This window comes from Streptomyces sp. NPDC048644 (genome assembly GCF_043199105.1).
Classification (GTDB): Bacteria; Actinomycetota; Actinomycetes; order Streptomycetales; family Streptomycetaceae; genus Streptomyces.
On record NZ_JBICVO010000011.1, the window covers coordinates 1 to 24441 of the forward strand.

A 24441-nucleotide genomic window follows, 5' to 3' on the forward strand; every position below is an offset into this window, starting at 1 on the left:
TCAGCGCCGATGGTACTGCAGAGGGGACTCTGTGGGAGAGTAGGACGCCGCCGAACAATTTTTCAGCTCCGGTTCCTGGACCTTTTGGTTCAGGGACCGGAGCTTTTTTGCGTTCCCGGAAGAGTTCGGACCGGACCCACGGTACGGAGCCGCCGGCCGTGCAGGTAAGGTCAGGGGGCATCATTGGCACATTTCCCACAGGAGGCCCCCGCGTGGAGGTCCAGGAGACGCGGGTCCAGACGGATCGCGTCCTCACCATCCCGAACATTCTGAGCATGGCGCGCCTGGTCGGTGTGCCGGTGTTCCTGTGGTTGATTCTCTGGCCGGAATTCGGCGGGCCCGAGTCGGCCAACCGCTGGGCGTTGCTGGTGCTCGCCCTGAGCGGCGTCAGCGACTACCTGGACGGAAAGCTCGCCCGCCGCTGGAACCAGATCAGCAGCCTGGGGCGCATCCTCGACCCGGCCGCCGACCGACTGTACATTCTGTCGACCCTGGTGGGGCTCACCTGGCGGGAGATCCTTCCGTGGTGGCTCACCGCGGCGCTGCTCGCGCGTGAACTCATGCTGTTGATCGCCGTCGGATTCCTGGGCCGGCACGGTTACGGTCCGCCGCAGGTGAACTTCCTGGGCAAGGCGGCCACGTTCAACCTCATGTACGCCTTCCCGTTGCTCCTCTTGAGTGTGGGAAGTGGCTGGCTCCAGACTCTCGCTGCTATTTTCGGATGGGCGTTCGCCGGATGGGGTACGGCGCTGTACTGGTGGGCAGGAATCCTCTACGTGGTTCAGGTCCGCCGGATCATCAGGGCGGACACCACAGCCGACTGAGCTCGCCGAACAGGCAAAACCCGTACTACCCGGTGCCCGTGCGTGAGAACAGTGGGCGATCTGGACGGGTGAAGTCGGCAAGACCGTCGTCTCTTAGAGGAGGACGCTTCCGACATGAAGGCCGTTGTGATGGCCGGCGGTGAAGGCACACGCCTTCGCCCCATGACGTCCAGCATGCCCAAACCGCTGCTCCCGGTGGCCAATAGGCCGATCATGGAGCATGTGCTGAGGCTGCTGAAACGGCATGGTCTCAATGAGACCGTCGTGACTGTGCAATTCCTTGCCTCGCTCGTCCGGAACTACTTCGGCGACGGGGAAGAGCTCGGAATGGAGCTCACCTACGCCAATGAGGAAAAACCTCTGGGCACCGCAGGTAGCGTGAAGAATGCGGAGGAAGCCCTCCGGGATGACGCTTTCCTCGTCATTTCCGGGGACGCGCTCACCGACTTCGACCTGACCGACCTGATCCGGTTCCACAAGGAGAAGGGCGCCCTCGTCACCGTTTGTCTGACGAGGGTGCCCAATCCGCTGGAGTTCGGCATCACCATCGTCGATGAAGCGGGCAAGGTCGAACGCTTCCTGGAAAAGCCCACCTGGGGCCAGGTGTTCTCGGACACCGTCAACACGGGCATCTACGTCATGGAGCCCGAGGTCTTCGACTACGTGCAGCCCGATGTTTCCGTGGACTGGTCGGGCGACGTCTTCCCGCAGCTGATGAAGGAAGGCAAGCCGATCTACGGCTATGTCGCCGAAGGCTACTGGGAGGACGTCGGTACCCACGAGAGTTATGTGAAGGCGCAGGCCGATGTCCTGGAGGGCAAGGTCGATGTCGATCTCGACGGCTTCGAGATCTCCCCAGGGGTATGGATCGCGGAAGGCGCCGAGGTCCATCCCGACGCGGTCCTGAGAGGGCCGCTTTACATCGGTGACTACGCGAAGGTCGAGGCGGACGTCGAGATCCGCGAGCACACGATCATCGGCTCCAACGTCGTCGTCAAGAGCGGTGCCTTCCTGCACAAGGCCGTTGTCCACGACAACGTTTACATCGGTCGGCACACCAATCTGCGTGGGTGTGTGATCGGGAAGAACACCGACATCATGCGGGCCGCCCGGATCGAGGACGGTGCGGTGATCGGCGATGAGTGTCTCGTCGGCGAGGAATCGATCGTCCAGGGCAATGTGCGGGTCTATCCGTTCAAGACCATTGAGGCCGGCGCTTTCGTCAACACCTCGGTGATCTGGGAATCCAAGGGGCAGGCGCATCTCTTCGGTGCCCGCGGGGTTTCCGGCATCCTCAACGTCGAGATCACGCCCGAACTCGCCGTGCGGCTTGCGGGGGCGTATGCCACGACGCTGAAGAAGGGCACCACGGTCACCACCGCACGCGACCATTCCCGTGGCGCGCGGGCGCTGAAACGCGCGGTGATCTCCGCCCTCCAGGCCAGTGCCATAGACGTGCGGGACCTGGAGAATGTGCCGCTGCCGGTGGCGCGGCAGCAGACGGCTCGCGGCAGCGCGGGCGGGATCATGGTGCGGACGACGCCCGGGGTACCGGACTCCGTCGACATCATGTTCTTCGACGAGCGTGGCGCCGACCTTTCGCAGGCGAGCCAGCGCAAGCTCGACCGCGTCTACGCCCGCCAGGAGTACCGTCGCGCCTTCCCGGGTGAGATCGGTGATCTGCGGTTCCCGTCCAGCGTCTTCGACTCGTACACGGGATCCCTGCTGCGGGCCGTGGACACCACGGGCATCGCCGATTCCGGGCTGAAGGTCGTCGTCGACGCGTCGAACGGCAGCGCCGGGCTGGTGCTGCCCAGCTTGCTGGGCCGGCTCGGGGTGGACTCCCTCACCATCAATCCCGGTCTGGACGAGTCGCGGCCGACCGAGACGGCCGACACCCGGCGCAAGGGGCTCGTCCGCCTCGGGGAGATCGTGGCGTCGGCGCGGGCCGCGTTCGGCGTGCGCTTCGATCCCGTCGGTGAGCGGCTGTCCTTGGTGGACGAGCGTGGCCGGATCATCGAGGACGACCGTGCGCTGCTGGTGATGCTCGATCTGATCGCCGCGGAACGGCGCAGTGGCCGTGTGGCGTTGCCGGTGACCACGACGCGGATCGCCGAACAGGTCGCCGCGTACCACGGCACCCAGGTCGAGTGGACGACGACGTCGCCTGACGATCTGACGCGGGTGGGCCGTGAGGACGGCACCGTCTTCGGCGGGGACGGCCGGGGCGGCTTCATCATTCCGGAGTTCAGCAGCGTCTTCGACGGTTCGGCGGCGTTTGTGCGGCTGATCGGTCTGGTGGCCCGTACGCAGCTCACGCTGAGCCAGATCGATGCGCGGATTCCGCGTGCGCACGTCCAGCGTCGTGATCTGGCGACGCCGTGGGCGGTCAAGGGCCTGGTCATGCGACACGTGGTGGAGGCGGCGGGTGACCGGTCCGTCGACACCACGGACGGGGTGCGGGTCGTCGAGTCGGACGGCCGCTGGGTGCTGGTGCTGCCCGACCCCGCCGAGGCGGTCACGCATCTGTGGGCCGAGGGGCCGGACGATGCCTCGGCTCAGCAGCTGCTGGACGAGTGGTCGGCGGTGGTCGACGGCGCCGGACGCTGAGGCCTGACCCCACCGGCGTGCCGGACTCGGCATGCCGGTGGGGCCATTGGGAGACCGTGCGGGCGACGTGCGACGATGTGCGGCATGTCGCAGCAGCGCCCCGATCGGAGCACCACCAAGAAGCCGGCTGCGCGCCCCGATGCGTCCATGTCGCTGCTGACCAACGTGATGGATCACAGCCTCGACGACGGCTACGCGGAGGTCGCCGCGCGCAAGTCCGCAGCCGGTGTGCGCGGCCTGCCCCGCACGCTGCGGGCGAAGTTGGGCCTTGCGGCGGGGCTGGTGCTCGCGGCGGTGGTGGTGACGGTCGGTGCCGCGCAGGCGCGGGTGTCGGCACCGACGCTGGCCAAGGAGCACGAGGAACTCGTCCACCGCATCCAGAAGGGCACCGGCGAGGCCGACGAGCAGCAGGAGCGGGTGGACGCGCTGCGGGATTCCGTCGATGCGATGCAGCGTGAGGCGCTGCGCAGACACGGCGGTGACAAGGCCGAGCTGCTGGCGTTGCTGGCCGGATCGACGCAGGTCACAGGACCCGGGGTGAAGCTGGTCGTGGACGACGCCAAGGAAGCGGCGTCCAGTGGCGGCGGTCCTCGGGAGAGCAGTGGTTTCACCGACACCGGGCGGGTGCGCGACCGGGACATGCAGCGGGTGGTCAACGGCCTGTGGGGGTCCGGTGCCGAGGCGATTTCCGTCAACGGGCAGCGGCTTACGTCACTCTCGGCGATCAGAGCCGCAGGAGACGCCATACTGGTCGACAACAAGCCACTGGTGCCGCCCTATACGGTGCTGGCGGTGGGGGACGGGCAGCGGCTCAGCACCGCGTTCCAGGACAGCGCCGACGGCCGGTATCTGCACGTGTTGCAGGAGAACTACGGCGTGCGCACCAGGATTTCGGCCGAGAGTGAGGTCAAGCTGCCGCCCGCGCCCAGTTTGATCGTACGTACAGCACAGCCGCAGGCCGGTGCCGCGAAGGCGGACGGCGCCGACACAGGGAAGGGCACATCGTGATCGCCGTACTGGGCCTCATCGTGGGAGTCGTGGTCGGGCTCGTGGTCCGACCCGTGGTGCCGACGGTGGTCGAGCCCTACCTTCCGATCGCTGTCGTCGCGGCGCTGGACGCCGTGTTCGGTGGTCTGCGCGCGATGCTCGACGGCATCTTCGACGACAAGGTCTTCGTCGTCTCCTTCCTGTCGAACGTCGTGGTGGCCGCGCTGATCGTGTTCCTCGGTGACAAGCTCGGCGTCGGCGCCCAACTCTCCACCGGCGTCGTCGTGGTGCTGGGAATCCGGATCTTCTCTAACGCTGCCGCGATCCGCCGGCACGTCTTCAGGGCGTGAGGCGGATGGCTACCGACGAGACCCCGGAGCCGGAGCGGGCGCAGGAGCCCGGCGAGAGCCCTCAGCCCGGTGACGCGCCCGGACGTGAGCGGGCGGCGGACGCGGAACCGGCGCGCGGTGCGGCGGACCGGCGGCCGATGCCTCCGGAGAGCCGTGACGCCCCGCAGCGGGCCGGTGCGGAGGACGGGGACGGCGGTGGTGGACCGGCTGCCCCGGCGCCCGGCGAGGACGTGACGGCGTCCTCCGTTCCGTCATCGTCGCAGGCCCCGGAGGACACGGAAGAGGAAGGTAAGGCTCCGGACGGGCCGCAGACCGGTCGGCAGCGGCTGCGTGCCAGCCTGTGGCCGCCGCGGCTGACCCGCGCTCAACTGATCGTTGCGGTACTCCTGTTCATTCTCGGCCTCGGCCTGGCGATTCAGGTACGTTCCACGAGTGACAGCAGTGCGCTGCGGGGTGCCCGCCAGGAGGACCTGGTGCGGATCCTGGATGAACTGGACAATCGCTCGCAGCGGTTGACGGACGAACAGCGGCGCCTGGAGGGACAGAAGACCGAGTTGGAGAACAGCTCGAACCAGGCCGAGGAGGCCCGTAAGCAGACCGTGGAGAAGGAACAGCAGCTGGGCGTGCTGGCCGGGACCGTCGCGGCCCAGGGGCCCGGCATCAATCTGACCATCGACGACCCGACGCACTCCGTGGAGGCGGACAAGTTGCTGGACACCATCCAGGAGTTGCGTGCGGCCGGTGCCGAGGCGATCCAGGTGAATGACGTACGGGTGGTCGCGAGCACCGCTCTTTCGGATGTCAGGGGCGGGGTGCAGATCGACGGCAAGCGGGTCACGCAGCCGTACCGGTTCAAGGTCATCGGCAAGCCGCAGGACCTGGAGCCGGCGCTCAACATCCCTGGCGGTGTGGTGCAGACGCTGGAAAAGGAGCAGGCCACGGTGGATGTGACCCGAGTGGGGAAGATCATTGTGGACGCCTTGCGAGAGGCGAAGCGGCCTGACTACGCTCGGTCGTCATCGCAGTGAGAGAGACGCGTATGGGGAGAGCCCGGGGAGGGCATGAGGTAGCGGGGGGTCGACGCACCGTGTATGTGGTGCGTGGTGGAAACTGTCTGAAGGCCACGGACGTTCACAGGATGTCCGGATCGGCCGGTGTGTGCATCGAGGGTTCGTCCTGCCCCACGGGCGGGTCTGTTTCGTTCAAGGGGAATCGCCCGTGAAGTTGTTTGCAAAGCTGTTCGGCAAGAGCGCACGACAGGAGGGCGGCAGCGGCTCGGCGCGGCACCGCGCTCCGCGCCAGTCCGACGAGAGCGGTTCCGGCGAGGACCGTCCGCTCTTCCGCGACGAGGTCGCGGGTCCGACCGGTGGTGTTTCCGGAGGCCACGGCGCGGGTTCTGTTGACCCTTCCGGTCCCGGCCGCATAGGTTCCCAGGATCCGTCGACGTCGGGCACGGATGGAGGGTCGGCCTTGCCGGTTTGTACGAGGTGCGGTCACCGGAACGCCGAGGCGAGCCGGTTCTGTTCCAACTGCGGTGCGCCGCTGCGCGCGGGGGCCAGGCCCGAGCGCGCATCCGAGACGACATCGACCATCTCCATCTCGGGCCTTGAGGCGTACGACGCGGAGGCGACGGGCCAGACCCTGACCCCGTCGTTGTCCCCCGAGGCGCAGGCGGCCGTGGACGCCCTGCCGTTGGGCTCGGCGCTGCTGGTCGTGCGCCGGGGGCCGAACTCCGGCAGCAGGTTCCTCCTGGACGGCGAGCTGACCACGGCGGGCCGGCACCCGCAGGGCGACATCTTCCTCGACGATGTGACGGTCTCCCGCCGCCATGTGGAGTTCCGTCGCGGTCAGGACGGTGTCTTCACGGTCTCCGACGTCGGCAGCCTCAACGGCACCTACGTCAACCGTGAGCGGATCGACTCTGTCGCCCTTGCCAACGGCGACGAGGTGCAGATCGGCAAGTACCGCCTGGTCTTCTACGCGAGCCAGCGAGGCGCCGGTATCTGACCGGCCGGGGAAGGTATATGCGCCATACACCGACAGGCGGTGCCGGTACGTCCGGCACCGCCTCTTCGGACGGCAAGCCGGTGAGCATCGGTGCGGTGCTCACCAAGCTGCGCGAGGAGTTTCCCGAGGTCACGATCTCCAAGATCCGTTTCTTGGAGGCCGAGGGACTCGTCGAGCCGACGCGTACACCGTCCGGGTACCGCAAATTCACCGCTCAGGACGTCCAGCGGCTGGCGAGCATCCTGCGCATGCAGCGGGACCACTATCTGCCGCTGAAGGTCATCCGGGAGCATCTGGACGCCCTGGAGCGCGGTGAGCAGGTCCAGCTCCCGGCTCCGGCCACCCCGTCCCGGGATCTGGTGGAGGGGGTGCACGGGCCCGATGAGGAGCGTCCTACGGCGGTCCGTATCGGCCGCGCGGAGCTGCTGGCTGCCGCCGAGGTCGACGAGGCCGCGCTGACCGACTGGGAGGCGTACGGGCTGATCGTGCCCGATGCGGACGGCGGTTACGACGTCGAGGCGGTCACCGTGGCCAAACTGGTGGCGGATCTCGGCCGTTTCGGATTGGAGCCGCGCCATCTGCGGGCCGTGAAGGCGGCTGCCGAACGCGAGGCCGGCCTGGTGGAACAGGTCGTCGCACCCCTGCGGCGGCATCGTAATCCGCAGACCAGGGCGCATGCGGAGGCCACCGCGAGGGAGCTGGCGACGCTGTCCGTACGGCTGCACGCGGCACTGGTCCAGGCCGCGCTCCGGCTCCATCTCCAATGAGCAAAAGAGTGCCCGACTACCCAAACCTGCCGGGCACGTCCTAGGGTTGCTGTGTGAACGAGCTCGACGTCGTGGGTGTCCGGGTGGAAATGCCTTCCAGCCAACCGATCGTGCTGCTACGGGAGGTGGGAGGCGACCGCTACTTGCCCATTTGGATCGGGCCGGGGGAGGCCACCGCCATTGCTTTCGCCCAGCAGGGCATGGTTCCTGCCAGGCCGCTGACGCATGACCTTTTCAAGGACGTGCTGGAGGCGGTGGGCCAGGAGCTGACGCAGGTCCGCATCACGGATCTGCGCGAGGGGGTGTTCTATGCCGAACTGGTCTTCGCCAGTGGTGTGGAGGTCAGTGCCCGTCCGTCCGACGCGATAGCGCTGGCGCTGCGCACCGGTACGCCGATCTTTGGCACCGACGGTGTGCTGGACGACGCGGGCATCGCGATCCCGGACGAGCAGGAGGACGAGGTGGAGAAGTTCCGCGAGTTCCTCGACCAGATTTCGCCCGAGGACTTCGGCACCAACAGTCAGTGACAGCGGCCGGGCCGGAGAATTCGGCCACGGCCGTTCTCTTTCGGCCAACCTGCTACGCGTTCCCCGTCCGGAGTCACGGGAAACCACTCGTGGGGTGATTATCACTCGGCGTGGCGAGCGCGGCGATCGTTGACGCACCCCGAGTGACTGCATACCGTCGATATGCAGGTCCCGTCCGGGACGTGGAGGACGGAGGGCGGCGTGGCAATCACCGGCGACGGTACGGCGGCGGAAGGGGCGTTGCCGCTCCATTCGAATGTGACGGCGAACCGCACCCCGGTACAGACCGCGGCGGTGTCGGGGGACCGCGAGGCGGAGACCATCGGCTACCGCGGCCCGACCGCGTGCGCCGCAGCCGGCATCACCTATCGGCAGCTCGACTACTGGGCGCGTACCGGCCTGGTCGAGCCGAGCGTCCGCCCCGCTTACGGCTCCGGTACCCAACGGCTCTACAGCTTCCGCGACGTCGTCGTCCTGAAGATTGTGAAGCGGCTGCTCGACACCGGTGTCTCGTTGCAGAACATCCGCACCGCGGTTCAGCACCTGCGCTCGCGCGGGCTGGCCGATCTGACGCGGATGACGCTGATGAGCGACGGCGCGACCGTCTACGAGTGCACCTCGCCCGACCAGGTCGTGGACCTGCTCCAGGGCGGGCAGGGCGTGTTCGGTATCGCCATCGGCGTGGTGTGGCGGGACGTGGAGAGCACGCTGTCACAGCTGCACGGCGAGCGGGTGGACACCGGCGAGACCCTGATCGGGCAGAACCCGCACGACGAGCTGGCCCGGCGGCGCAACCGCGCCGGCTGACCCCGGCGGACGGATCCGCGGGCCAGGTCCCGCGGGGTGCGCGGCTCGGCTCGGGGCCGATTGTCAGTGGTATGCGGCAGCATCGGTCTTGTGAGACCAGCGCCGACGATTCTGCATCTCGACATGGATGCGTTCTTCGCAGCCGCCGAGCAGGCGGCCAAGCCGAGTCTGCGCGGGAAGCCCGTGATCGTCGGCGGGGTCGGGCCGCGTGGGGTCGTGTCCACCGCGTCGTACGAGGCGCGGGTCTTCGGGGTGCGGTCCGCGATGCCGACCGCTCAGGCGCGTCGGCTGTGCCCCAACGCCGCTTACTTGAGTCCGCGCTTCACGGTCTACCGCCAAGTGAGTGGCTTGGTGATGGAGCTGCTGCACGATCTGTCGCCGTTGGTCGAGCCGCTGAGCCTGGACGAGGCGTTCGTCGATCTGGAGGCCGGTGGCGTCGCCGCCGAGACGGCGGCCGTCCGTGCTGTGGGGGAGCAGCTGCGGCGGGACATCAGGGCCGTCACGGGCCTGACCGGTTCGGTGGGGCTGGCGGGCGCCAAGATGCTGGCCAAGATCGCGTCGGAGGCGGCCAAACCGGACGGCCTGGTGGTGATCGAGCCGGGCACCGAGCGGGAGTTGCTGGGGCCGATGCCGGTGCGCACGCTGCCCGGGGTCGGTCCGGCGACCGCGGAGGCGTTGCGCAGGGCCGGCATCGCGACGGTGGCCGAGACCGCGGAGGCGGGTGAGGCGGAGCTGGTGCGGCTTCTGGGGCGGGCGCACGGCGCGGGGCTGTACGCCATGGCGCTGGGCCGGGACGACCGTCCGGTGGTGGCCGAGCGTGACGCGAAGTCGGTGTCGGTGGAGGACACCTTCGACGTCGATCTGACCGACCGGACGCGGGTGCGGTCGGAGCTGCTGCGGCTGGCCGACCGTTGCGTGCAGCGGCTGCGGGCGGCCGGCCGCTCCGGGCGCACGGTGGTCATCAAGGTGCGGAACTACGACTTCTCGACGCTGACCCGGTCGGAGACGCTGCGCGGGCCGACGGACGATCCGTCGGTGGTCCGCGAGGCCGCCACCCGGCTGCTGGAGACCGTCGACACCACGGGAGGGGTGCGACTGCTCGGTGTGGGGGTGAGCGGCTTGGCCGACTTCACGCAGGAGGACCTGTTCGCCCAGGCGGCGACGGAGCGGGAAGCCGCGGAAGCGGCTCTGGCGGCCCAGGCGGCGCCTGCGGTGGAGGCGGCGGGGCAGGGCGAGCCGGAGCCGGCGGAGGAGGTGCGGCCACGCGTCTGGCACCCCGGGCTCGATGTGGTTCACGAGGAGTTCGGCGCGGGGTGGGTGCAGGGCAGCGGTGTGGGGCGGGTGACCGTACGGTTCGAGCAGCCCTGGTCGGCGCCCGGGAGGGTGCGGACGTTCGCCGTTGACGATCAGGCGCTGCGGCCCGGGGAGCCGTTGCCGCTGGTGGGCGGGGATCCGGCCGCGCAGCCGCCGCCGGGTGCCGGGGTGGGGCCCGTGGTGTCCCCGGGGGCGGGCGGCGGGCCCGCGCCTCAGTCGTCCGTTCCGGCCACCCGTCCGAAGTCCTGGTCGGCGGGTGCGGAGTCCGGAGGGGAGGAGATATCCAGCCGGTAGTGGTGGTAGAGCTGGAGTTCCTGTTCGGGGGAGAGGTGCCGGCCGACTCCGAAGTCGGGGGCGTCCTTGATCAGCTTGCGGTCGTACGGGATGTGCAGTCCCTCGTCGACCACTTTGCTGGGTTCCAGGGGGACGAAGGCGTCGCGGCTGAAGAGACCCGTGCGTACCGCGGCCCATTCCGGCTCTCCGGTCGCGTCGTCGAGATACACCTCGTCCACGGTGCCGATTTTGGCTCCGTGGCGGTCGAATGCCTTGCGGCCGATCAGGCTCCGGGGATCGATATCGGTTTGCACGGCCCCTCCAACTGGTCGCAACTGCCTTGTGACAACTACCAAACGGCACATTTCATGCCTCGGCCACTCGAAGGATCTCTCGGATGGCGCGCTGGTAGGCTGGCAAATGGCCGCAGACCCCATGCGGGAGAGTCCTTTGCCGTTCGCGGCGGGGGCGCCGAAGGAGCAAATCCTCCCCGGAATCTCTCAGGCACACGTACCGCATGGACGAGGTCACTCTGGAAAGCAGGGCGGGCCACGGGCGATGCAGCGCGGAACCCCTCCTCACCGACGGTGAAAGCCGGTCCGCGGGCGTGGGCCGGTGAAGCTCTCAGGTTGAGATGACAGAGGGGGAGGCCGTCCGGGCACCAGTGCCGTGGTGCCCCTCGTAGGTCGCTGAGACCAGGAGGCCCCCGCAGATGACCACCACACGCATCTCCTTGACCGAGCTGGAGCGCGGTACGCCCTTCGAGCAGCGGCACATCGGCCCCGACGACGCGTCGCAGGCCAAGATGCTCGCGCAGGTCGGGTTCGGCTCGCTGGACGAGCTGACCGCAGCCGCCGTGCCCGACGTGATCAAGAGCGCGGAGGCGCTGGACCTGCCGCAGGGCCGCTCCGAGGCGGAGGTCCTGGCGGAACTGCGCGGTCTCGCCGACCGCAACAAGATTCTCTCCCCGATGATCGGCCTCGGCTACTACGGCACGTTCACCCCGCCGGTGATCCTGCGCAACGTGATGGAGAACCCCGCCTGGTACACGGCGTACACGCCCTACCAGCCGGAGATCTCGCAGGGCCGCCTGGAGGCGCTGCTCAACTTCCAGACCATGGTCGCCGACCTGACCGGGCTGCCGACCTCCGGAGCCTCCCTCCTGGACGAGGGGACAGCCGCGGCCGAGGCCATGGCGCTGTCCCGCCGCGTCGGCAAGGTCAAGCAGGGCGTCTTCCTGGTCGACGCGGACTGCCTGCCGCAGACCATCGCCGTCATCCGGACCCGCGCCGAGCCGACCGGTGCCGAGGTCGTCGTCGCCGACCTGAGCGACGGCATCCCCGCCGAGATCGCCGAGCGTGGCGTCTTCGGCCTGCTGCTGCAGTATCCGGGTGCCTCCGGGACGGTCCGTGACCCGCGTGCCGTCATCGCGCAGGCGCAGGAGTTGGGCGCGGTCGTCACCGTCGCCGCCGACCTGCTGGCCCTGACGCTGCTCACCTCGCCCGGAGAGCTGGGCGCGGACATCGCGGTCGGCACCACCCAGCGCTTCGGCGTCCCGATGGGCTTCGGCGGGCCGCACGCCGGGTTCATGGCCGTACGGGAGAAGTTCGCCCGCAGCCTGCCGGGGCGGCTGGTGGGAGTGTCCGTCGACGCCGATGGCAACAAGGGCTACCGCCTGGCGCTGCAGACCCGCGAGCAGCACATCCGTCGCGAGAAGGCCACCAGCAACATCTGCACCGCGCAGGTGCTGCTGGCCGTCATGGCGGGCATGTACGCCGTCTACCACGGGCCTGACGGGCTGGCGGACATCGCACGGCGCACCCACCGCTATGCCACGATCCTGGCCGACGGTCTGAAGGCCGGCGGCGTGGAGCTCGTGCACGACACGTACTTCGACACCCTCACCGCACGGGTTCCCGGCCGGGCCGCCGAGGTCGTGGCCGCGGCCCGTGAGGCCGGCGTCAACCTCCGCCTGGTCGACGCCGATCTCGTCGGTATCGCCTGTGACGAGACCACTGGCCGTGCGCAGCTGGCCGGTGTCTGGGGTGCCTTCGGCGTCCAGGGCGACGTCGAGCGGCTGGACGCGGCTGCGGCCGATGCGCTGCCCGAAGAGCTGCGGCGGACCAGCGGGTACCTCAGCCACCCGGTCTTCCACCAGCACCGTTCCGAGACCGCGATGCTGCGCTACCTGCGCCGACTCTCGGACAAGGACTACGCGCTGGACCGCGGCATGATCCCGCTCGGCTCCTGCACGATGAAGCTGAACGCCACCACGGAGATGGAGCCGGTCACCTGGCCCGAGTTCGGCCAGCTGCACCCGTTCGCACCGGCCGGCCAGGCGCAGGGCTACCTCACGCTGATCCAGGAGCTGGAGGAGCGGCTGGCCACGGTCACCGGCTACGACAAGGTGTCCATCCAGCCCAACGCCGGCTCGCAGGGCGAACTCGCCGGTCTGCTGGCCGTGCGGGCGTACCACCGGGCCAACGGCGACGAGCAGCGCACCGTCTGCCTGATCCCGTCGTCCGCGCACGGCACCAACGCCGCCAGCGCCGTGATGGCCGGGATGAAGGTCGTCGTCGTCAAGACAGGCGATGACGGTGAGGTCGACACCGGCGACCTGCACGCCAAGATCGAGAAGCACCGCGACGAGCTGGCCGTCCTGATGGTCACCTACCCGTCCACGCACGGTGTGTTCGAGGAGCACATCACCCAGATCTGCGCGGCCGTGCACGAAGCGGGCGGCCAGGTGTACGTGGACGGCGCGAACCTGAACGCGCTGGTCGGGCTCGCCGAGCCGGGCACGTTCGGCGGCGATGTCTCGCACCTGAACCTGCACAAGACCTTCTGCATCCCGCACGGCGGCGGTGGCCCCGGCGTCGGCCCGGTCGGCGTCCGCGCCCACCTCGCGCCGTACCTGCCCAACCACCCGTTGCAGCCCACCGCGGGCCCGGAGACCGGTATCGGCCCGATCTCCGCCGCTCCCTGGGGCTCGGCCGGGATCCTGCCGATCTCCTGGGCGTACGTCCGGCTGATGGGCGGTGAGGGCCTCAAGCGCGCCACCCAGGTCGCGGTGCTCGGCGCCAACTACATCGCCAAGCGTCTGGAGCCGCACTACCCGGTGCTCTACACCGGTCCCGGCGGGCTGGTCGCGCACGAGTGCATCATCGACGTCCGGCCGCTGACGAAGGCGACCGGTGTGAGCATCGACGACGTCGCCAAGCGGCTCATCGACTACGGCTTCCACGCGCCGACGATGTCCTTCCCGGTGGCCGGCACGCTGATGATCGAGCCGACCGAGAGCGAGGACCTCGGCGAGCTCGACCGGTTCTGCGACGCGATGATCGCGATCCGCGCGGAGATCGAGAAGGTCGGCTCGGGCGAGTGGGACAAGGACGACAACCCGCTGCGCAACGCCCCGCACACGGCGAGCGCGCTGGGCGGCGACTGGACCCACGGCTACACCCGCGAGGAGGCCGTCTTCCCGGCCGGCGTCGTGGCGGCGGAGAAGTACTGGCCGCCGGTGCGCCGCATCGACGGCGCCTTCGGTGACCGCAACCTCGTCTGCTCCTGCCCGCCGATGGAGGATTACGACAGCTGACGTACCGGCGCAGCAAGAAGGGCCCTCGGCAGTTCTGCCGGGGGCCCCGTTGTTTCCGTGGGTGCCGCGTCAGACGGTGGTGGCGAGCCGCGATCCGCCGATCGGCCGGTGCGGCGCGATGACCTGCCCGTCCGGCAGAAGCTCACCGGTGTCCTCGAAGAGGAGGACGCCGTTGCACAGCAGGCTCCACCCCTGTTCCGGGTGATGGGCCACCGGATGCGCGGCTTCCCGGTCGGTGGATTCGGCTGACGGGCAGGGCGGCTGGTGCTGACACATGGATGTTGTCTTTCGCTGCGGTGTGGTGAATGTTGTTGTGCGGCTCGATGAAGTCGTCATGGCCGCTTCCCCCGTTTCCTTCGGTTCGGTCCCAGTGTTGCCCCGCGGACGGAATTCCGCAGGGATTTCGCCGCAGTGGTACGCACTCGATAGGGACGTGTCACCCGTGCGGGCGGTTGCTCCCAAATGCGCACCCTCCGAAGGGTGTTGGTGGTGATAGCGGCGGTCCGGTCCGCGCGGGTGAGCGCAGCCGAGCGCCCCGCGGCCGGAAGGGCTCGCGGGGCGCTCGGCTGTGCGACGGCGTGCGCCGTGTCAGGTTCGGCGTGCGGATGCGGCGTGCCGGGTCAGGCGGTGGAGCCGAGTGCCGACGGGCCGAGCGGTGCCTGGCCGAGGAGCGGGGCGGGGGTGAGGCGGCGGGTGAGCCGCGGCAGCAAGTCGGCGACCCGCTGCGGGAGATGAGCGGCGATGCCGGGCGGCGCGGGCGCGAGCGGCACCAACAGGTCGCCGGCGGCGGGCAGTCCTGTGGTGCCGTCGGACGCGATGTCGTGGTGCAGCCACAGCGTGACCATGTACAGCTCCGGCACGGAGAGCAGGCGCGGTTGGTACGCGGCGCTGAGTGACTCGGCCTGGACCAGGGCCTGTTCGGTCGCGGTGACGTACGGGCCGCTGCAGAAGTGCGAGAACGTCCAGCCGTCCGCCGTGAGCCGGGCCTCGGCGGCTGCGACCGGACGCTCGCCGCCGCGTACCAGGAAGCGCCAGCCGGCCAGCCGGGTGTGCGGCGGGCCGCCGGCCTGGCCGATGCCCTTCAGTACGTGGACGGGGAGCGGTTGGTCGGCGCTCAGCGGGCCTTGGTGGGAGCGCAGCGCGGGGGTGCGGGCCTCGCGGACGGCGGTGGGCGAGCCGAGGGCGGCGAGGACGCTCCGCAGGGCCGGCGGGGGTGCGGCAGGGATGTGCAGCGGCATGGTGGGTCGCCTCTCACTTGGGAGACACGGTGGTGCGGGTAAACGCGGACGACGCTGTCAGCGTGCGGGGTCAGAGCCTGGCCGGCCGCTGTGCTCGGCGCAGATGCGGGCAACGCGACACTGGGCACCAAGTCTCTGCCTCGTCAGCGAAGTTTATACGACACTTGTTCAATCGGTGTTTCCGCTAGCCGTTTCGTGAATTTACGGCAAGGCGAAATCAGGACCCGCGGGAGAGATGTTTTCCACCTCTTTGTGCGGGGGGCGTTCGCGGCGCCTTGCCATTCCTCTTCCGTGCGGTAGGCCGGATTTCGTCGGCGTTTCTCACCAGAGAAATGCCGGGAGTGATTGCCGCCGTGCTGTGCCATGGGAATGTGCCAGAGCGCTCTGTCGCTCCAGCCTATCGATAACGGAACGCCCCTGAGGCGTTATTGATCAGGTTGCGGGGCATCATCGACCGTGACGCGTGCCCCGGCGGTGCCGGGGACGGCCCCGAGCGGCCCGTTGCCGCGGGCCGTTCACTTGAGGAAGGACCCTTCGATGGGGGAGAAGGTCGCTGTGGACGGTATCGGTCCGGCGGACCGGGAGCGTTATCGAAGAAAGCTTCACGAGTGTCTTGAGGTGCTTGCGAGGCTCTTGGGGGAGAAACGGTTCGATCGCCCGAAAAATCTGGTCGGGCTGGAGATCGAGCTGAATCTTGCCGGTGCCGACGGGCTGCCCAGGATGATGAACTCGCAAGTGCTGGAACGTATCGCCAGCCGGGATTTCCAGACCGAACTCGCCCGGTGCAACCTGGAAGTGAACATCGCGCCGCACCGTTTGCACGGACAGGTACTCGGCCACCTCGCGGAGGAACTCCGTACCGGCCTCGCCTACGCGGACCGAAAAGCCGGCGAAGTGGCGTCCCGCATCGTGATGATCGGCATTCTGCCGACGCTGCACTCCACGGATCTCACGGTCGCCAGCCTCTCCGAAATCGACCGCTACGTCCTGCTCAACGACCAGATGCGCGCGGCCCGCGGCGAGGACTTCGCGCTCGACATCCAGGGTGTCGAGCGGCTGGTCGCCCGGTCGCCTTCGATCGCGCCCGAGGCGGCCTGCACCTCCGTCCAACTGCACCTCCAGGTGACGCCTGGCCGCTTCGCCGCCGTCTGGAACGCGGCGCAGGCCATCGCCGCGGTGCAGGTGGCCGTGGGCGCCAACTCGCCGTTCCTCTTCGGCCGCGAGCTGTGGCAGGAGTCGCGGCCACCGGTCTTCCAGCAGGCCACCGACACCCGGCCGCCCGAACTCCAGGCCCAAGGGGTGCGCCCGCGCACCTGGTTCGGCGAGCGCTGGGTCGACTCCGCGTACGAACTCTTCGAGGAGAACGTCCGCTACTTCCCGCCGCTGCTGCCGATCTGCGGACCGCAGGAGCCGCTGGCCGTCCTGGCGGACGGTGAGGTTCCGGACCTGGCGGAACTGGTGCTGCACAACGGAACGGTCTACCGCTGGAACCGGCCGGTCTACGCGGTCGCCGACGGCGTACCGCATCTTCGGGTCGAGAACCGCGTGCTGCCCGCCGGGCCGACCGTCGACGACGTCATCGCCAACACCGCGCTGTACTACGGCCTGGTGCGCGCGCTGGCCGATGAGCCCCGCCCGGTGTGGACACGGCTGCCGTTCGCCACGGCTGCGGAGAACTTCGACACCGCCTGCCGGTACGGCATCGACGCGACGCTGCGCTGGCCCCGGCCTGGGCGGGGCGGCCTCGCGGAGATACCCGTGGTGCGGCTGGTGCGCCAGGAACTGCTGCCGCTGGCCGCCGCGGGACTGGATGCGTGGGGTGTCGAACCCGCCGACCGTGACCGCTATTTGGGGATCATCGAGCAGCGTTGCGCACGTCGGATGAACGGCGCCTCCTGGCAGGTCGCCGCGTACCGTCACGCCGTGCACCAGGGTCTTGAGCGGGACGCGGCGCTGGCCGCGATGACCCGTCGCTACAGTGAACTGATGCAGACCGGTGACCCGGTGCACACCTGGCCGGTCGCCTGGCCCGTCGCGGAGGGCACCGTTCCGGGGGCGCGCCGCCCGGCCGGGCACCCCTGACCGCGGCCCGCTCGGGGCGCCCCTCGTCAGGCACGTGGGCGGCGCCCCGGGGCCGGGGCAACCGGGCAGACTCGGGTGACGCCGACGGCTACTCCCCGACGTCGAACCGCAGTTGGAAGTTGCCGGAGGCGTCCCGCCTGAGGCCGCCGCCCGTGATGCGGAAGGAGCCGTTGCCCCCGGCGTGCCTCTTGAGTTCGTTGAACGTGGAGACGATGTTCTTCGTGGACTTGCCGTTCACCGTGGTGAGGATCTGGTCGTAGGTGGCGTCGCCCGCCGTGAATTCCAGGTCGTCCTTGCCCTCGGGCATCAGGCGGCCGAGTGCCTCCTTGGCCTCTTCACCTGAGATGTTCTGCCGGAAGATGCTGTCCGGGAGCTTGTCCGGCACGTCGGCGGGTCCGGTGGATTCCTGGAGCGCCTTCGTGGCCAGCTTCTTGAGCTGCCCGTCCGACTTGCCGACGGTCTTCTCGAAGAGCGCCACGGCCTGGGACCACTGGTGGATGAACGCCTCGCTGGCCGTGTACTTCTCCTGCGGGGCGCGGTAGTTCTCCATCATCACCGCGACGCTGCCCTGGCCGTCGCGGCCGTAGAGGTTGTGGAAGTGCCCACCGGACAGCGGAGCCTTGCTCGTCGGATGCGTGGGGTGCTCTTCGTAGTCCGGGGTGGTTTCGTCCATGTCGTACATCTGGTCCCGACCGGGCAGCGGTCGCCCGAACGTCGTGAGCGCCCCCGACCGGCGCGCCGACATGCCCTCGCGCTTGTCGGGGTCCGCCATGGCATCGGCGTACTCCCCCAGCCGCTCCGGTGCGGGGGCCCGCCCTGCCCGCTGCACCGGCACGCCACCGCCCGATGCGCCGGAACTCCGTACGAGACGCGATACGGCGCTGTTGCCCACCGATCGCTGGAGTGACATCAGTGAGTTGGCCGTCAACCGCTCCGTACCGAGCCGGGGGGCCGGCGCCGGGGGCCGCCGGGCGCTGCCGGAGGACCCTTTCCGCTCGGGGCTCTGCGGGACGGGCCGCTGTCCACGGGCACGCACTTGTCCTCCAAAGGGTCTGGAGTATCCGATCCAAGCCGCTCGCCGCCGTGGCGTCCAGGCCCCGGAGGGCAGCCGCAGGTGCCTCCTTCGCCGTCCCTTCGGGCACATCGGGGAGCACGCGGGCTATTCGGGCGCCGTGCTGCCCGCCGTGATGATGGCCTTGAGGATCACCTCGTGGATCTGGGAGGGGTCGCTCACCTCGTGTGCCGAGCCGCCGGTCGGCGCCACGATGCGGTCCAGGGCCGTCTTGTCGGCCTCCGGGCCGATCGCGATGGCGATCAGCGGCACCGGCCGCTGCGGATCCGAGAGTTTCTTCAGCCTGGTGACCAGCGCGTCGAGGCCGATGCTGCTGGAGTCGTCGTTGGCGCCGTCGGTGACGACGACCAGGGCGTTGAACTTGCCGTCCGCGTACGTGTCGTGGGCCTTCTGGTAGGCGGCGAGCGTGGTGTCGTACAGGCCCGTGGCGCCGTTGGGCACGGGGGCGAGCGAGCGGAAGGCGGCGGCCAGTTCGTCGCGGTGGGTGCCGCCGTTCGTGCCGGGGTCGCCGAGCCGGACGGTGGGGGACAGCTCCAGGTAGTCCCTGTCGCCGTCCAGGAGCGTGGCGAACTTCCACAGCCCGATCTCGTCCTCGGGTGTGAACGTCGCCAGCGCCTGGAGCAGCGAATTCTTCGCGAGTTCCATCCGGGACTGGCCGCCCCTGCCGGGGACTTGGCCGGCCATCGAGGCCGAGGCGTCCACGACCGTGGCGATCCGGGCGCTCTGCACCGTGATCGTCCACATTCCCAGCAGCGCCTGGATCTCCTTGACCGACGGCGGATCGGCCTGCTCGACGGTGTAAGGCTGCGGCGCGCGCCCGCCCGCCGTCCGGATCACCTTCCCGGCGGCCTCGCCGTTGCCCGACCGGAAGCCGTGCTCCCGCAGGACCCGCTGCCCCGCCGCGCCGGCAAGGAGTGTCATGAAGCGGCTGGCGGCGCGTGACTGGTCGGCGGTCAGCTCTTCCTCGTCGACGAGGGTGTACGGGTAGTCGAGCCGGGCCGTGCCGTCTTCGGGGTAGAAGAGGTCCAGGTCAGGGCCGCCGTTCGCGCTCGTGTTGTGCGCGAAGGCGGCCTGTTCGGAGAGCAGCAGGGCCTGATTGCGGCGCGGATTGCCCAGTTCCGCTCCGGATCCGTCGCGCGGCAGGGTGGCCAGCACCTGCCCGTCACCGTCCGCGACCCGCTGGTAGAGCATCTTGGCGGTGGCGGCGGTCCTGGGGTCGGCGGTGCCGTCGCTGCCCTTCGCGTGCGCGGCGTCGATCCGCGCCAGCGCGAGCAGTCCGGTGGCGCTGCGCGCCGGGTCGGCGACCCCGAGACGCAGCGCGTCACCGCTGGTCGCGGTCTCGGTCAGCCCCGACCAGGTGTACGTCTTCTTCGGCCAGCCGAGTTTCCTGGCGGCCGAGGGGACGGCGCCCAGCGCGACGGGTGAGGAAGCGACGGTTCCGCTGGCGGTCAGCGGAGTGCCGCTCTCCGCGCCGACCCGGTCGGCCCAGATGCGGGAATCGGGTATCCACACCTGGAATTCGGATCGGGCGGGGCGCTGCCCGAGCGAGTCGGCGACCTCCGCGCCGGACCGCGCCGTGACGTTGACGTCCAGGCACTTCCCGTCCGTACGCGTCTCGTTCTCCCGCGCGCTGTCGGCCACTTCGTCGAGCGCGGGGGCGATGTCGGGGGAGGCGACCACGTCGAGCCGTGCCACGTCGCCGCCGCACGGTGCGCCGAACGGCAGCAGATCGCTGCGCAGCGCGACGACGGTGCCGGCGGCGACGGCGAGGACGAGGGCCGTGGCGATGACGACGGTACGGCGGCGGGCACCGGGGCGGCGGCCCTCCGTGCCGACCGGTTCGGAGTCGTCGGGCAAGCTGTGACGTCCCATGGCGGTACCGCCTCTCCTGACTCTCGGAGCTCGATCGAGATGTGAGGGGGAGGAGCACACGCCACGTGGATGGCGCCCGTCCCCGGCCTGTCGCGCGCGATCTTCGTACCTGCTGCGGCGACCCTAGCGGGGCGTTGATGGTCCAGTGGCGGTATTGCGGAAGTGGTGGAATTGGTGGAATTTGTGCAGTCGGATGCGAGCCCCCTGGCCGATGCGGACGTGCCGGGCAAGGGGCCTGGCGCGGGACGTGGTGAAGGGGTGGGCGGCGGCCTGTCCCGGCGGGTGCTGGGGAGTGAGACCCTCCTCGTGCTGGCACTCTCGCTGGGCGCCAGCGCGGTCTCCGCGCTGATCAGCTTCATCGGCTCGGTGACCAGGCCCGGTGGCCTCAAGGACCAGGCGGCGACGCTCAACGGCTCGCACGCGCCCGGACGGCCGTGGCTCGATCTCGCCTGGCAGCTCTTCGGCATCGCGACGGCGCTGGTGCCCGTCCTCCTGGTGGCGCACCTGCTGCTGCGGGAGCGGGCCGACGGGCTGCGGGCGCTGGGCTGCGACCGGCGCAGGCCAGGGTTCGACCTCGGCCGGGGCGCCGCGCTCGGCGCCGCGGTGGGCGGCTGCGGCCTGCTGCTCTACCTGGGTGCGCGGGCGGCCGGGTTCAACCTCACGGTGGTCCCCGAGTCGCTGCCCGACGTGTGGTGGAAGATGCCCGTGCTGATCGCGTCGGCGGTGCAGAACGCCGTCGTGGAGGAGGTCATCGTTGTCGGGTATCTGCTGCGGCGGCTGGGGCAGTTGGGCTGGGGGCCGCTGCCCGCGCTGGCGGCGAGCGCGGTGCTGCGCGGTTCGTACCACCTCTACCAGGGCATCGGCGGGTTCGTCGGCAACATGGTGATGGGCGCGATCTTCGTGCTGCTCTACCGGCGTTGGCGGCGGGTCGGGCCGCTGATCGTCGCGCATTCCCTGATCGACATCGTGGCGTTCGTCGGGTACGCGCTGCTGGCGGGCCGGGTGGACTGGCTGCCGACGTTGTGACGCGGCGGGCGGGCGCGATGCCTGCCCGCCGCCCGGTGCGGGGCCGGCGCCCGCCCCGCAGGGTCAGCCCCGGACCAGCAGTTCACCGTCGATGACGGTGACCGCGGAGCCGGTCAACAGCGTGCGGTCACCGCGCAGTTCGGTACGGACCAGGCCGGTACGGGCGCCGCCCTGCAGGCCGGTGAGTGCGGCACGGCCGATGCGGGGTGCCCAGAACGGCGCGAGCGCGGTGTGCGCGCTGCCCGTCACGGGATCCTCGCCGATGCCCACCGCGGGGAAGAAGCAGCGGGTGGCGAAGTCGTAGCCGGCCGCCGGGTTCTCGGCGCGCGCGGTGGCGATCAGGCCCCGGCCGCCGTGCCCGGCCGGCGTCCTGAATTCCGGCGCCAGGGCGCGCACCGCCGCTTCGTCGGCCAGCTCGACCAGGAGGTCGCCCACCTGCGGCCCGGTGTCGTGGGCGCTGAGGATCTCGATGCCGCCCAGTCCTGTGGCGACCGCTTCCGGTACGTCGACGGGGGTGAGCGGGGCGGTCGGGAAGTCCATGGTGATCGCGCCGCTGTCGTCCGTGGCGGCGGTCAGGACGCCGCTGCGGGTGGCGAAGCGGATGGTCCCGGTGGCCGCTCGGGTGGTGTGCAGGACGTGCGCGGTGGCCAGGGTCGCGTGACCGCACAGGTTGACCTCGGTGGCGGGGGTCAGCCAGCGCAGCGCCCAGTCCGCGGTGCCGCCGGCGGGCAGCGGATGGGCGAACGCGGTCTCGGAGAGGTTGACCTCGGTGGCGACCTGCTGGAGGTAGCGGTCGTCGGGGAAGGCGTCGGCGTCCAGGAGAACGACTCCTGCGGGGTTGCCGGCGAAGGGGCGCGCGCTGAAGGCGTCGACGATACGAATCCTCATGCGCGGAGCGTAGATCGGTGGCAAAGCCGCAGGCCAAGGCCAATGTCAAGAAATTGGACCCGGCGGGGATTGCTGAACGAACAGTAGCGATATATCGTTGAGGCATCGCGACCGATCAGCGATAGGGCTGGTCGGCACCGGAACGGAAGGACGCCTCATGCGTTCCCACGGACATGACCATGGACAGGAATACGGCGGACCCGGGCGCCGCGGCGGCCGGGGTGACTTCGGCGAGAGGTTCGAGGGCCGGCGCGCCTTCGGCCCGTTCGGACCGCCTTTCGGCGGCGGGCCGTTCGGTGGGGGACGGGGCCGCGGCGGACCGCGCGGCCGGGCCCGGCGCGGCGACGTGCGCGCCTCGATCCTGACGCTCCTCAAGGACCGCCCGATGCACGGCTACGAAATGATCCAGGAGATCGCCGAGCGCAGCGGCGGGGCGTGGAAGCCCAGCCCCGGATCGGTCTACCCCACCCTCCAGCTCCTGGAGGACGAGGGCCTGATCGCCAGCGCCAGCGAAGGCGGCAAGAAGCTCTTCTCGCTGACCGATGACGGCCGTACGGAAGCCGGGAACGGTTCGGACGCGCCCTGGGAGGAGGCCGGTCGTGGCGTTGACTGGGAGGCCATGAACGAGATCCGCAAGGCGGGCGGCGGCCTCATCGAGGCGTTCCGCCAGGTCTGGGCCACCGGCACGCCCGAGCAGCGGGACAAGGCCATGGCGGTGGTCAACAAGGCGCGGAAGGAGCTGTACCTGATCCTCGCGGAAGAGGACTGACGGCGGTGTGCGGCCGTCGCCCGGCCGCCGCGCGCGGGGCCGCCGGCCGGTGGCCTCAGCTCACCAGGCCGGCGAGCTTGCGCAGCGACTGGTCCAGCGCGGTGCCCGCGGAGTCCTTGAGTTTGCCCGCCATCAAGGACACCGCGGCACCGGTGAACTCGCCGTCGATACGGACCGTCGTCGCCTCGCCGTCCGGCGTGAGCGCGTACCGCATGACCAGTTGCACCCCCATCGGGCCCTTCCCGCCGATGTCCAGCAGCCGGCCGGGCTCCAGCGCCCGCACCGTCCAGGTGACCTCGGCCGGGAACCCCATCAGCTTCATGTTCTCCTCGTAGCCCGCGCCCACTTCCAGCGGCTGCGGGCCGCCCTTGGGGAAGGCGGTATGGGTGGCGTTCCACTGGCCGTAGGAGTCGAAATCGGTCAGCCGGTCCCAGATCCGTGCGGCCGGTGCGTCGATCCGGGCCTGAGCGGTGACTTCGGCCATGCGATCACCCCTTCATCTCTGCCTGTCCCTGGCGGTGCCGCGGAAGGTATCCGCAAACGGGCCAATCCACAAGGCTGATGGCCCGTCAGTTTCCCTGAGGTGCAGGCCACTGCGGAGCGCCGGTCAGCCACATCGGCCGCCCGTACCCTTCCCGGCCTCTCCTCCGTAAGGATGAGAAGCGCGGGGCGCGAGCCCAACCAGGGTGGGATGCGCAAATGCTTCCCACCGAGGATGCTCGGCCCTTCTCGGGCTGGTGGGGTGGGAACTGTGCAAAACCGTACTGCGTGCAGCGGCGGGGAAGGCCCTGCCAAGGAAGATCCGGACGACCGGCTCACCGTGGAGCTGGCGTCGGTGATATCCGCTGCCCGCAGACGTGCCACCCGGGACGGCGACCGGCAGGTCGACACCGCGCATCTGCTGCACGGCCTCCTGGAATGGGATCCCGCCGTCCGCGACGTCTTCGACGGCGGCCCGCCGCAGATCGCCCGGCTGCTCGGCTATCTCGTCCAGCGCAGCATCGGCTACGGACTCCAGTGGCACGGCACCGTCGAGGATTCCGGCGCGGTTCCGGTGGTGGCCGAGGGCGGCGTCCCCGGCTGGTCGCCCGCTGCCGCCGCCGCGATGGACGGCGCGCTGGACCGCGCCCACGCCCGTTACGTGCTGCGCGCGGGCTGCCTCGATCTGCTCGCGGCCCTGGTGGACGACCCCGAGTCGCGGGCCGTCGAGGTGCTGCACCGTGCCTCCGTGGACACCGCGCGGCTCGCCGCCCGGCTGGACGGGGAGCGCCAGGACCCGGCCTGACCCGGCGGACCGGCTCACCAACCGTCATGACAGGTGCGTGAGGGGTGACGCTGCTGACGGCGGCTGTCATGATGACCCGATGCATGCGTCTTCGGGGAACCCTGCCGGTGCGGCAGCGGGGCCGGGTCAGGGAATTCGGGATTCC

22 protein-coding genes and 1 riboswitch are annotated in these 24441 nt (G+C 69.9%); of the genes, 15 read left to right on the forward strand and 7 right to left on the reverse strand.

All coding sequences use genetic code 11. The features are described from left to right. The first annotated feature begins 212 nt into the window (after window positions 1–212). From ACGFNI_RS24190 to ACGFNI_RS24235, 10 genes are all read left to right on the forward strand, one after another. Complete coding sequence (locus tag ACGFNI_RS24190) at window positions 213–824, forward strand: CDP-alcohol phosphatidyltransferase family protein (protein WP_393686720.1); 612 nt, start codon at window positions 213–215, stop codon at window positions 822–824. Between the two features lie 114 nt (window positions 825–938). After that, window positions 939–3434, forward strand: a complete 2496-nt coding sequence (locus tag ACGFNI_RS24195; RefSeq protein ID WP_393686721.1) for a sugar phosphate nucleotidyltransferase — start codon at window positions 939–941, stop codon at window positions 3432–3434. Window positions 3435–3509: 75 nt separating this feature from the next. Further along, complete coding sequence (locus ACGFNI_RS24200) at window positions 3510–4442, forward strand: DUF881 domain-containing protein (protein WP_393686722.1); 933 nt, start codon at window positions 3510–3512, stop codon at window positions 4440–4442. Further along, a complete protein-coding gene (locus tag ACGFNI_RS24205; protein ID WP_003984969.1) occupies window positions 4439–4771 on the forward strand; it encodes a small basic family protein in 333 nt (110 codons plus the stop codon). Before ACGFNI_RS24200 ends, ACGFNI_RS24205 begins: the two co-directional genes overlap by 4 nt. A 5-nt stretch (window positions 4772–4776) precedes the next feature. Next, window positions 4777–5799, forward strand: coding sequence for a DUF881 domain-containing protein (locus ACGFNI_RS24210; protein ID WP_393686723.1), 1023 nt, complete (start codon window positions 4777–4779; stop codon window positions 5797–5799). 118 nt (window positions 5800–5917) lie between these two features. Then, on the forward strand, window positions 5918–6778 hold the full coding sequence (locus ACGFNI_RS24215) for an FHA domain-containing protein (protein ID WP_393686886.1): 861 nt from the start codon (window positions 5918–5920) through the stop codon (window positions 6776–6778). Between the two features lie 17 nt (window positions 6779–6795). Next, window positions 6796–7545: a MerR family transcriptional regulator gene (locus ACGFNI_RS24220; protein ID WP_393686724.1), complete on the forward strand. Its 750-nt coding sequence runs from the start codon at window positions 6796–6798 to the stop codon at window positions 7543–7545. Between the two features lie 53 nt (window positions 7546–7598). Further along, window positions 7599–8072, forward strand: coding sequence for a bifunctional nuclease family protein (locus tag ACGFNI_RS24225; protein WP_006606439.1), 474 nt, complete (start codon window positions 7599–7601; stop codon window positions 8070–8072). Window positions 8073–8273: 201 nt separating this feature from the next. Beyond that, complete coding sequence (locus ACGFNI_RS24230) at window positions 8274–8879, forward strand: MerR family transcriptional regulator (protein WP_393686725.1); 606 nt, start codon at window positions 8274–8276, stop codon at window positions 8877–8879. Window positions 8880–8969: 90 nt separating this feature from the next. Then, window positions 8970–10487, forward strand: coding sequence for a DNA polymerase IV (locus ACGFNI_RS24235; protein WP_393686726.1), 1518 nt, complete (start codon window positions 8970–8972; stop codon window positions 10485–10487). Here ACGFNI_RS24235 and ACGFNI_RS24240 read toward each other — a convergent pair. Beyond that, window positions 10406–10780, reverse strand: a complete 375-nt coding sequence (locus ACGFNI_RS24240; RefSeq protein ID WP_393686727.1) for a PRC-barrel domain-containing protein — start codon at window positions 10778–10780, stop codon at window positions 10406–10408. The two genes, ACGFNI_RS24235 and ACGFNI_RS24240, sit on opposite strands and share 82 nt — an antisense overlap. Before the next feature lie 114 nt (window positions 10781–10894). Continuing rightward, window positions 10895–10992: riboswitch (glycine riboswitch) on the forward strand. A gap of 186 nt (window positions 10993–11178) precedes the next feature. Between ACGFNI_RS24240 and gcvP the strand changes: the two genes are divergently transcribed. After that, complete coding sequence (gene gcvP / locus ACGFNI_RS24245) at window positions 11179–14064, forward strand: aminomethyl-transferring glycine dehydrogenase (protein WP_393686728.1); 2886 nt, start codon at window positions 11179–11181, stop codon at window positions 14062–14064. A 69-nt stretch (window positions 14065–14133) separates the two neighbouring features. On the opposite strand, the gene ACGFNI_RS24250 is transcribed toward gcvP, so the two are convergent. Together ACGFNI_RS24250 and ACGFNI_RS24255 are read right to left on the reverse strand one after the other, a co-directional pair. Then, a complete protein-coding gene (locus ACGFNI_RS24250; protein WP_308409344.1) occupies window positions 14134–14340 on the reverse strand; it encodes a DUF5999 family protein in 207 nt (68 codons plus the stop codon). Between the two features lie 344 nt (window positions 14341–14684). Beyond that, window positions 14685–15302: a hypothetical protein gene (locus tag ACGFNI_RS24255; RefSeq protein WP_393686729.1), complete on the reverse strand. Its 618-nt coding sequence runs from the start codon at window positions 15300–15302 to the stop codon at window positions 14685–14687. Between the two features lie 537 nt (window positions 15303–15839). Between ACGFNI_RS24255 and ACGFNI_RS24260 the strand changes: the two genes are divergently transcribed. Beyond that, window positions 15840–17384, forward strand: a complete 1545-nt coding sequence (locus tag ACGFNI_RS24260; protein WP_393686730.1) for a glutamate-cysteine ligase family protein — start codon at window positions 15840–15842, stop codon at window positions 17382–17384. Between the two features lie 88 nt (window positions 17385–17472). Here the strand turns inward: ACGFNI_RS24260 and ACGFNI_RS24265 are convergent, their stop codons facing one another. Next, a complete protein-coding gene (locus ACGFNI_RS24265) occupies window positions 17473–18294 on the reverse strand; it encodes a hypothetical protein (protein ID WP_393686731.1) in 822 nt (273 codons plus the stop codon). Window positions 18295–18543: 249 nt separating this feature from the next. Next, window positions 18544–20328, reverse strand: coding sequence for a substrate-binding and VWA domain-containing protein (locus ACGFNI_RS24270; protein ID WP_393686732.1), 1785 nt, complete (start codon window positions 20326–20328; stop codon window positions 18544–18546). A gap of 183 nt (window positions 20329–20511) precedes the next feature. Here ACGFNI_RS24270 and ACGFNI_RS24275 point away from each other — a divergent pair, with 183 nt between their 5' ends. Then, the gene (locus tag ACGFNI_RS24275; RefSeq protein WP_393686887.1) at window positions 20512–21354 is read left to right on the forward strand and encodes a CPBP family intramembrane glutamic endopeptidase; all 843 of its coding nucleotides are present in this window, start codon (window positions 20512–20514) and stop codon (window positions 21352–21354) included. A gap of 63 nt (window positions 21355–21417) precedes the next feature. Here ACGFNI_RS24275 and ACGFNI_RS24280 read toward each other — a convergent pair whose 3' ends face one another. After that, the gene (locus tag ACGFNI_RS24280; RefSeq protein ID WP_393686733.1) at window positions 21418–22242 is read right to left on the reverse strand and encodes a PhzF family phenazine biosynthesis protein; all 825 of its coding nucleotides are present in this window, start codon (window positions 22240–22242) and stop codon (window positions 21418–21420) included. Between the two features lie 157 nt (window positions 22243–22399). On the opposite strand from ACGFNI_RS24280, the gene ACGFNI_RS24285 reads away from it, so the two are divergent. After that, window positions 22400–23011 carry a PadR family transcriptional regulator gene (locus ACGFNI_RS24285; protein ID WP_393686734.1) on the forward strand — a complete coding sequence of 204 codons (612 nt, stop codon included), beginning with the start codon at window positions 22400–22402 and terminating at the stop codon, window positions 23009–23011. 55 nt (window positions 23012–23066) lie between these two features. On the opposite strand, the gene ACGFNI_RS24290 is transcribed toward ACGFNI_RS24285, so the two are convergent. Next, on the reverse strand, window positions 23067–23495 hold the full coding sequence (locus ACGFNI_RS24290; protein WP_393686735.1) for an SRPBCC family protein: 429 nt from the start codon (window positions 23493–23495) through the stop codon (window positions 23067–23069). 267 nt (window positions 23496–23762) lie between these two features. Between ACGFNI_RS24290 and ACGFNI_RS24295 the strand changes: the two genes are divergently transcribed. Next, the gene (locus ACGFNI_RS24295) at window positions 23763–24296 is read left to right on the forward strand and encodes a Clp protease N-terminal domain-containing protein (protein WP_393686736.1); all 534 of its coding nucleotides are present in this window, start codon (window positions 23763–23765) and stop codon (window positions 24294–24296) included. The last annotated feature ends 145 nt before the right edge of the window (window positions 24297–24441 follow it).

Bases quoted from the DNA above. Each gene is read 5' to 3' on its own strand.
- ACGFNI_RS24195 (WP_393686721.1), top strand. From the start codon at position 939: ATGAAGGCCGTTGTGATGGCCGGCGGTGAAGGCACACGCCTTCGCCCC.
- ACGFNI_RS24200 (WP_393686722.1), top strand. From the start codon at position 3,510: ATGTGCGGCATGTCGCAGCAGCGCCCCGATCGGAGCACCACCAAGAAG.
- ACGFNI_RS24210 (WP_393686723.1), top strand. From the start codon at position 4,777: ATGGCTACCGACGAGACCCCGGAGCCGGAGCGGGCGCAGGAGCCCGGC.
- ACGFNI_RS24220 (WP_393686724.1), top strand. From the start codon at position 6,796: ATGCGCCATACACCGACAGGCGGTGCCGGTACGTCCGGCACCGCCTCT.
- gcvP (WP_393686728.1), top strand. From the start codon at position 11,179: ATGACCACCACACGCATCTCCTTGACCGAGCTGGAGCGCGGTACGCCC.
- ACGFNI_RS24250 (WP_308409344.1), bottom strand. From the start codon at position 14,340: ATGTGTCAGCACCAGCCGCCCTGCCCGTCAGCCGAATCCACCGACCGG.
- ACGFNI_RS24255 (WP_393686729.1), bottom strand. From the start codon at position 15,302: ATGCCGCTGCACATCCCTGCCGCACCCCCGCCGGCCCTGCGGAGCGTC.
- ACGFNI_RS24260 (WP_393686730.1), top strand. From the start codon at position 15,840: ATGGGGGAGAAGGTCGCTGTGGACGGTATCGGTCCGGCGGACCGGGAG.
- ACGFNI_RS24265 (WP_393686731.1), bottom strand. From the start codon at position 18,294: ATGTCACTCCAGCGATCGGTGGGCAACAGCGCCGTATCGCGTCTCGTA.
- ACGFNI_RS24270 (WP_393686732.1), bottom strand. From the start codon at position 20,328: ATGGGACGTCACAGCTTGCCCGACGACTCCGAACCGGTCGGCACGGAG.
- ACGFNI_RS24280 (WP_393686733.1), bottom strand. From the start codon at position 22,242: ATGAGGATTCGTATCGTCGACGCCTTCAGCGCGCGCCCCTTCGCCGGC.
- ACGFNI_RS24285 (WP_393686734.1), top strand. From the start codon at position 22,400: ATGCGTTCCCACGGACATGACCATGGACAGGAATACGGCGGACCCGGG.
- ACGFNI_RS24290 (WP_393686735.1), bottom strand. From the start codon at position 23,495: ATGGCCGAAGTCACCGCTCAGGCCCGGATCGACGCACCGGCCGCACGG.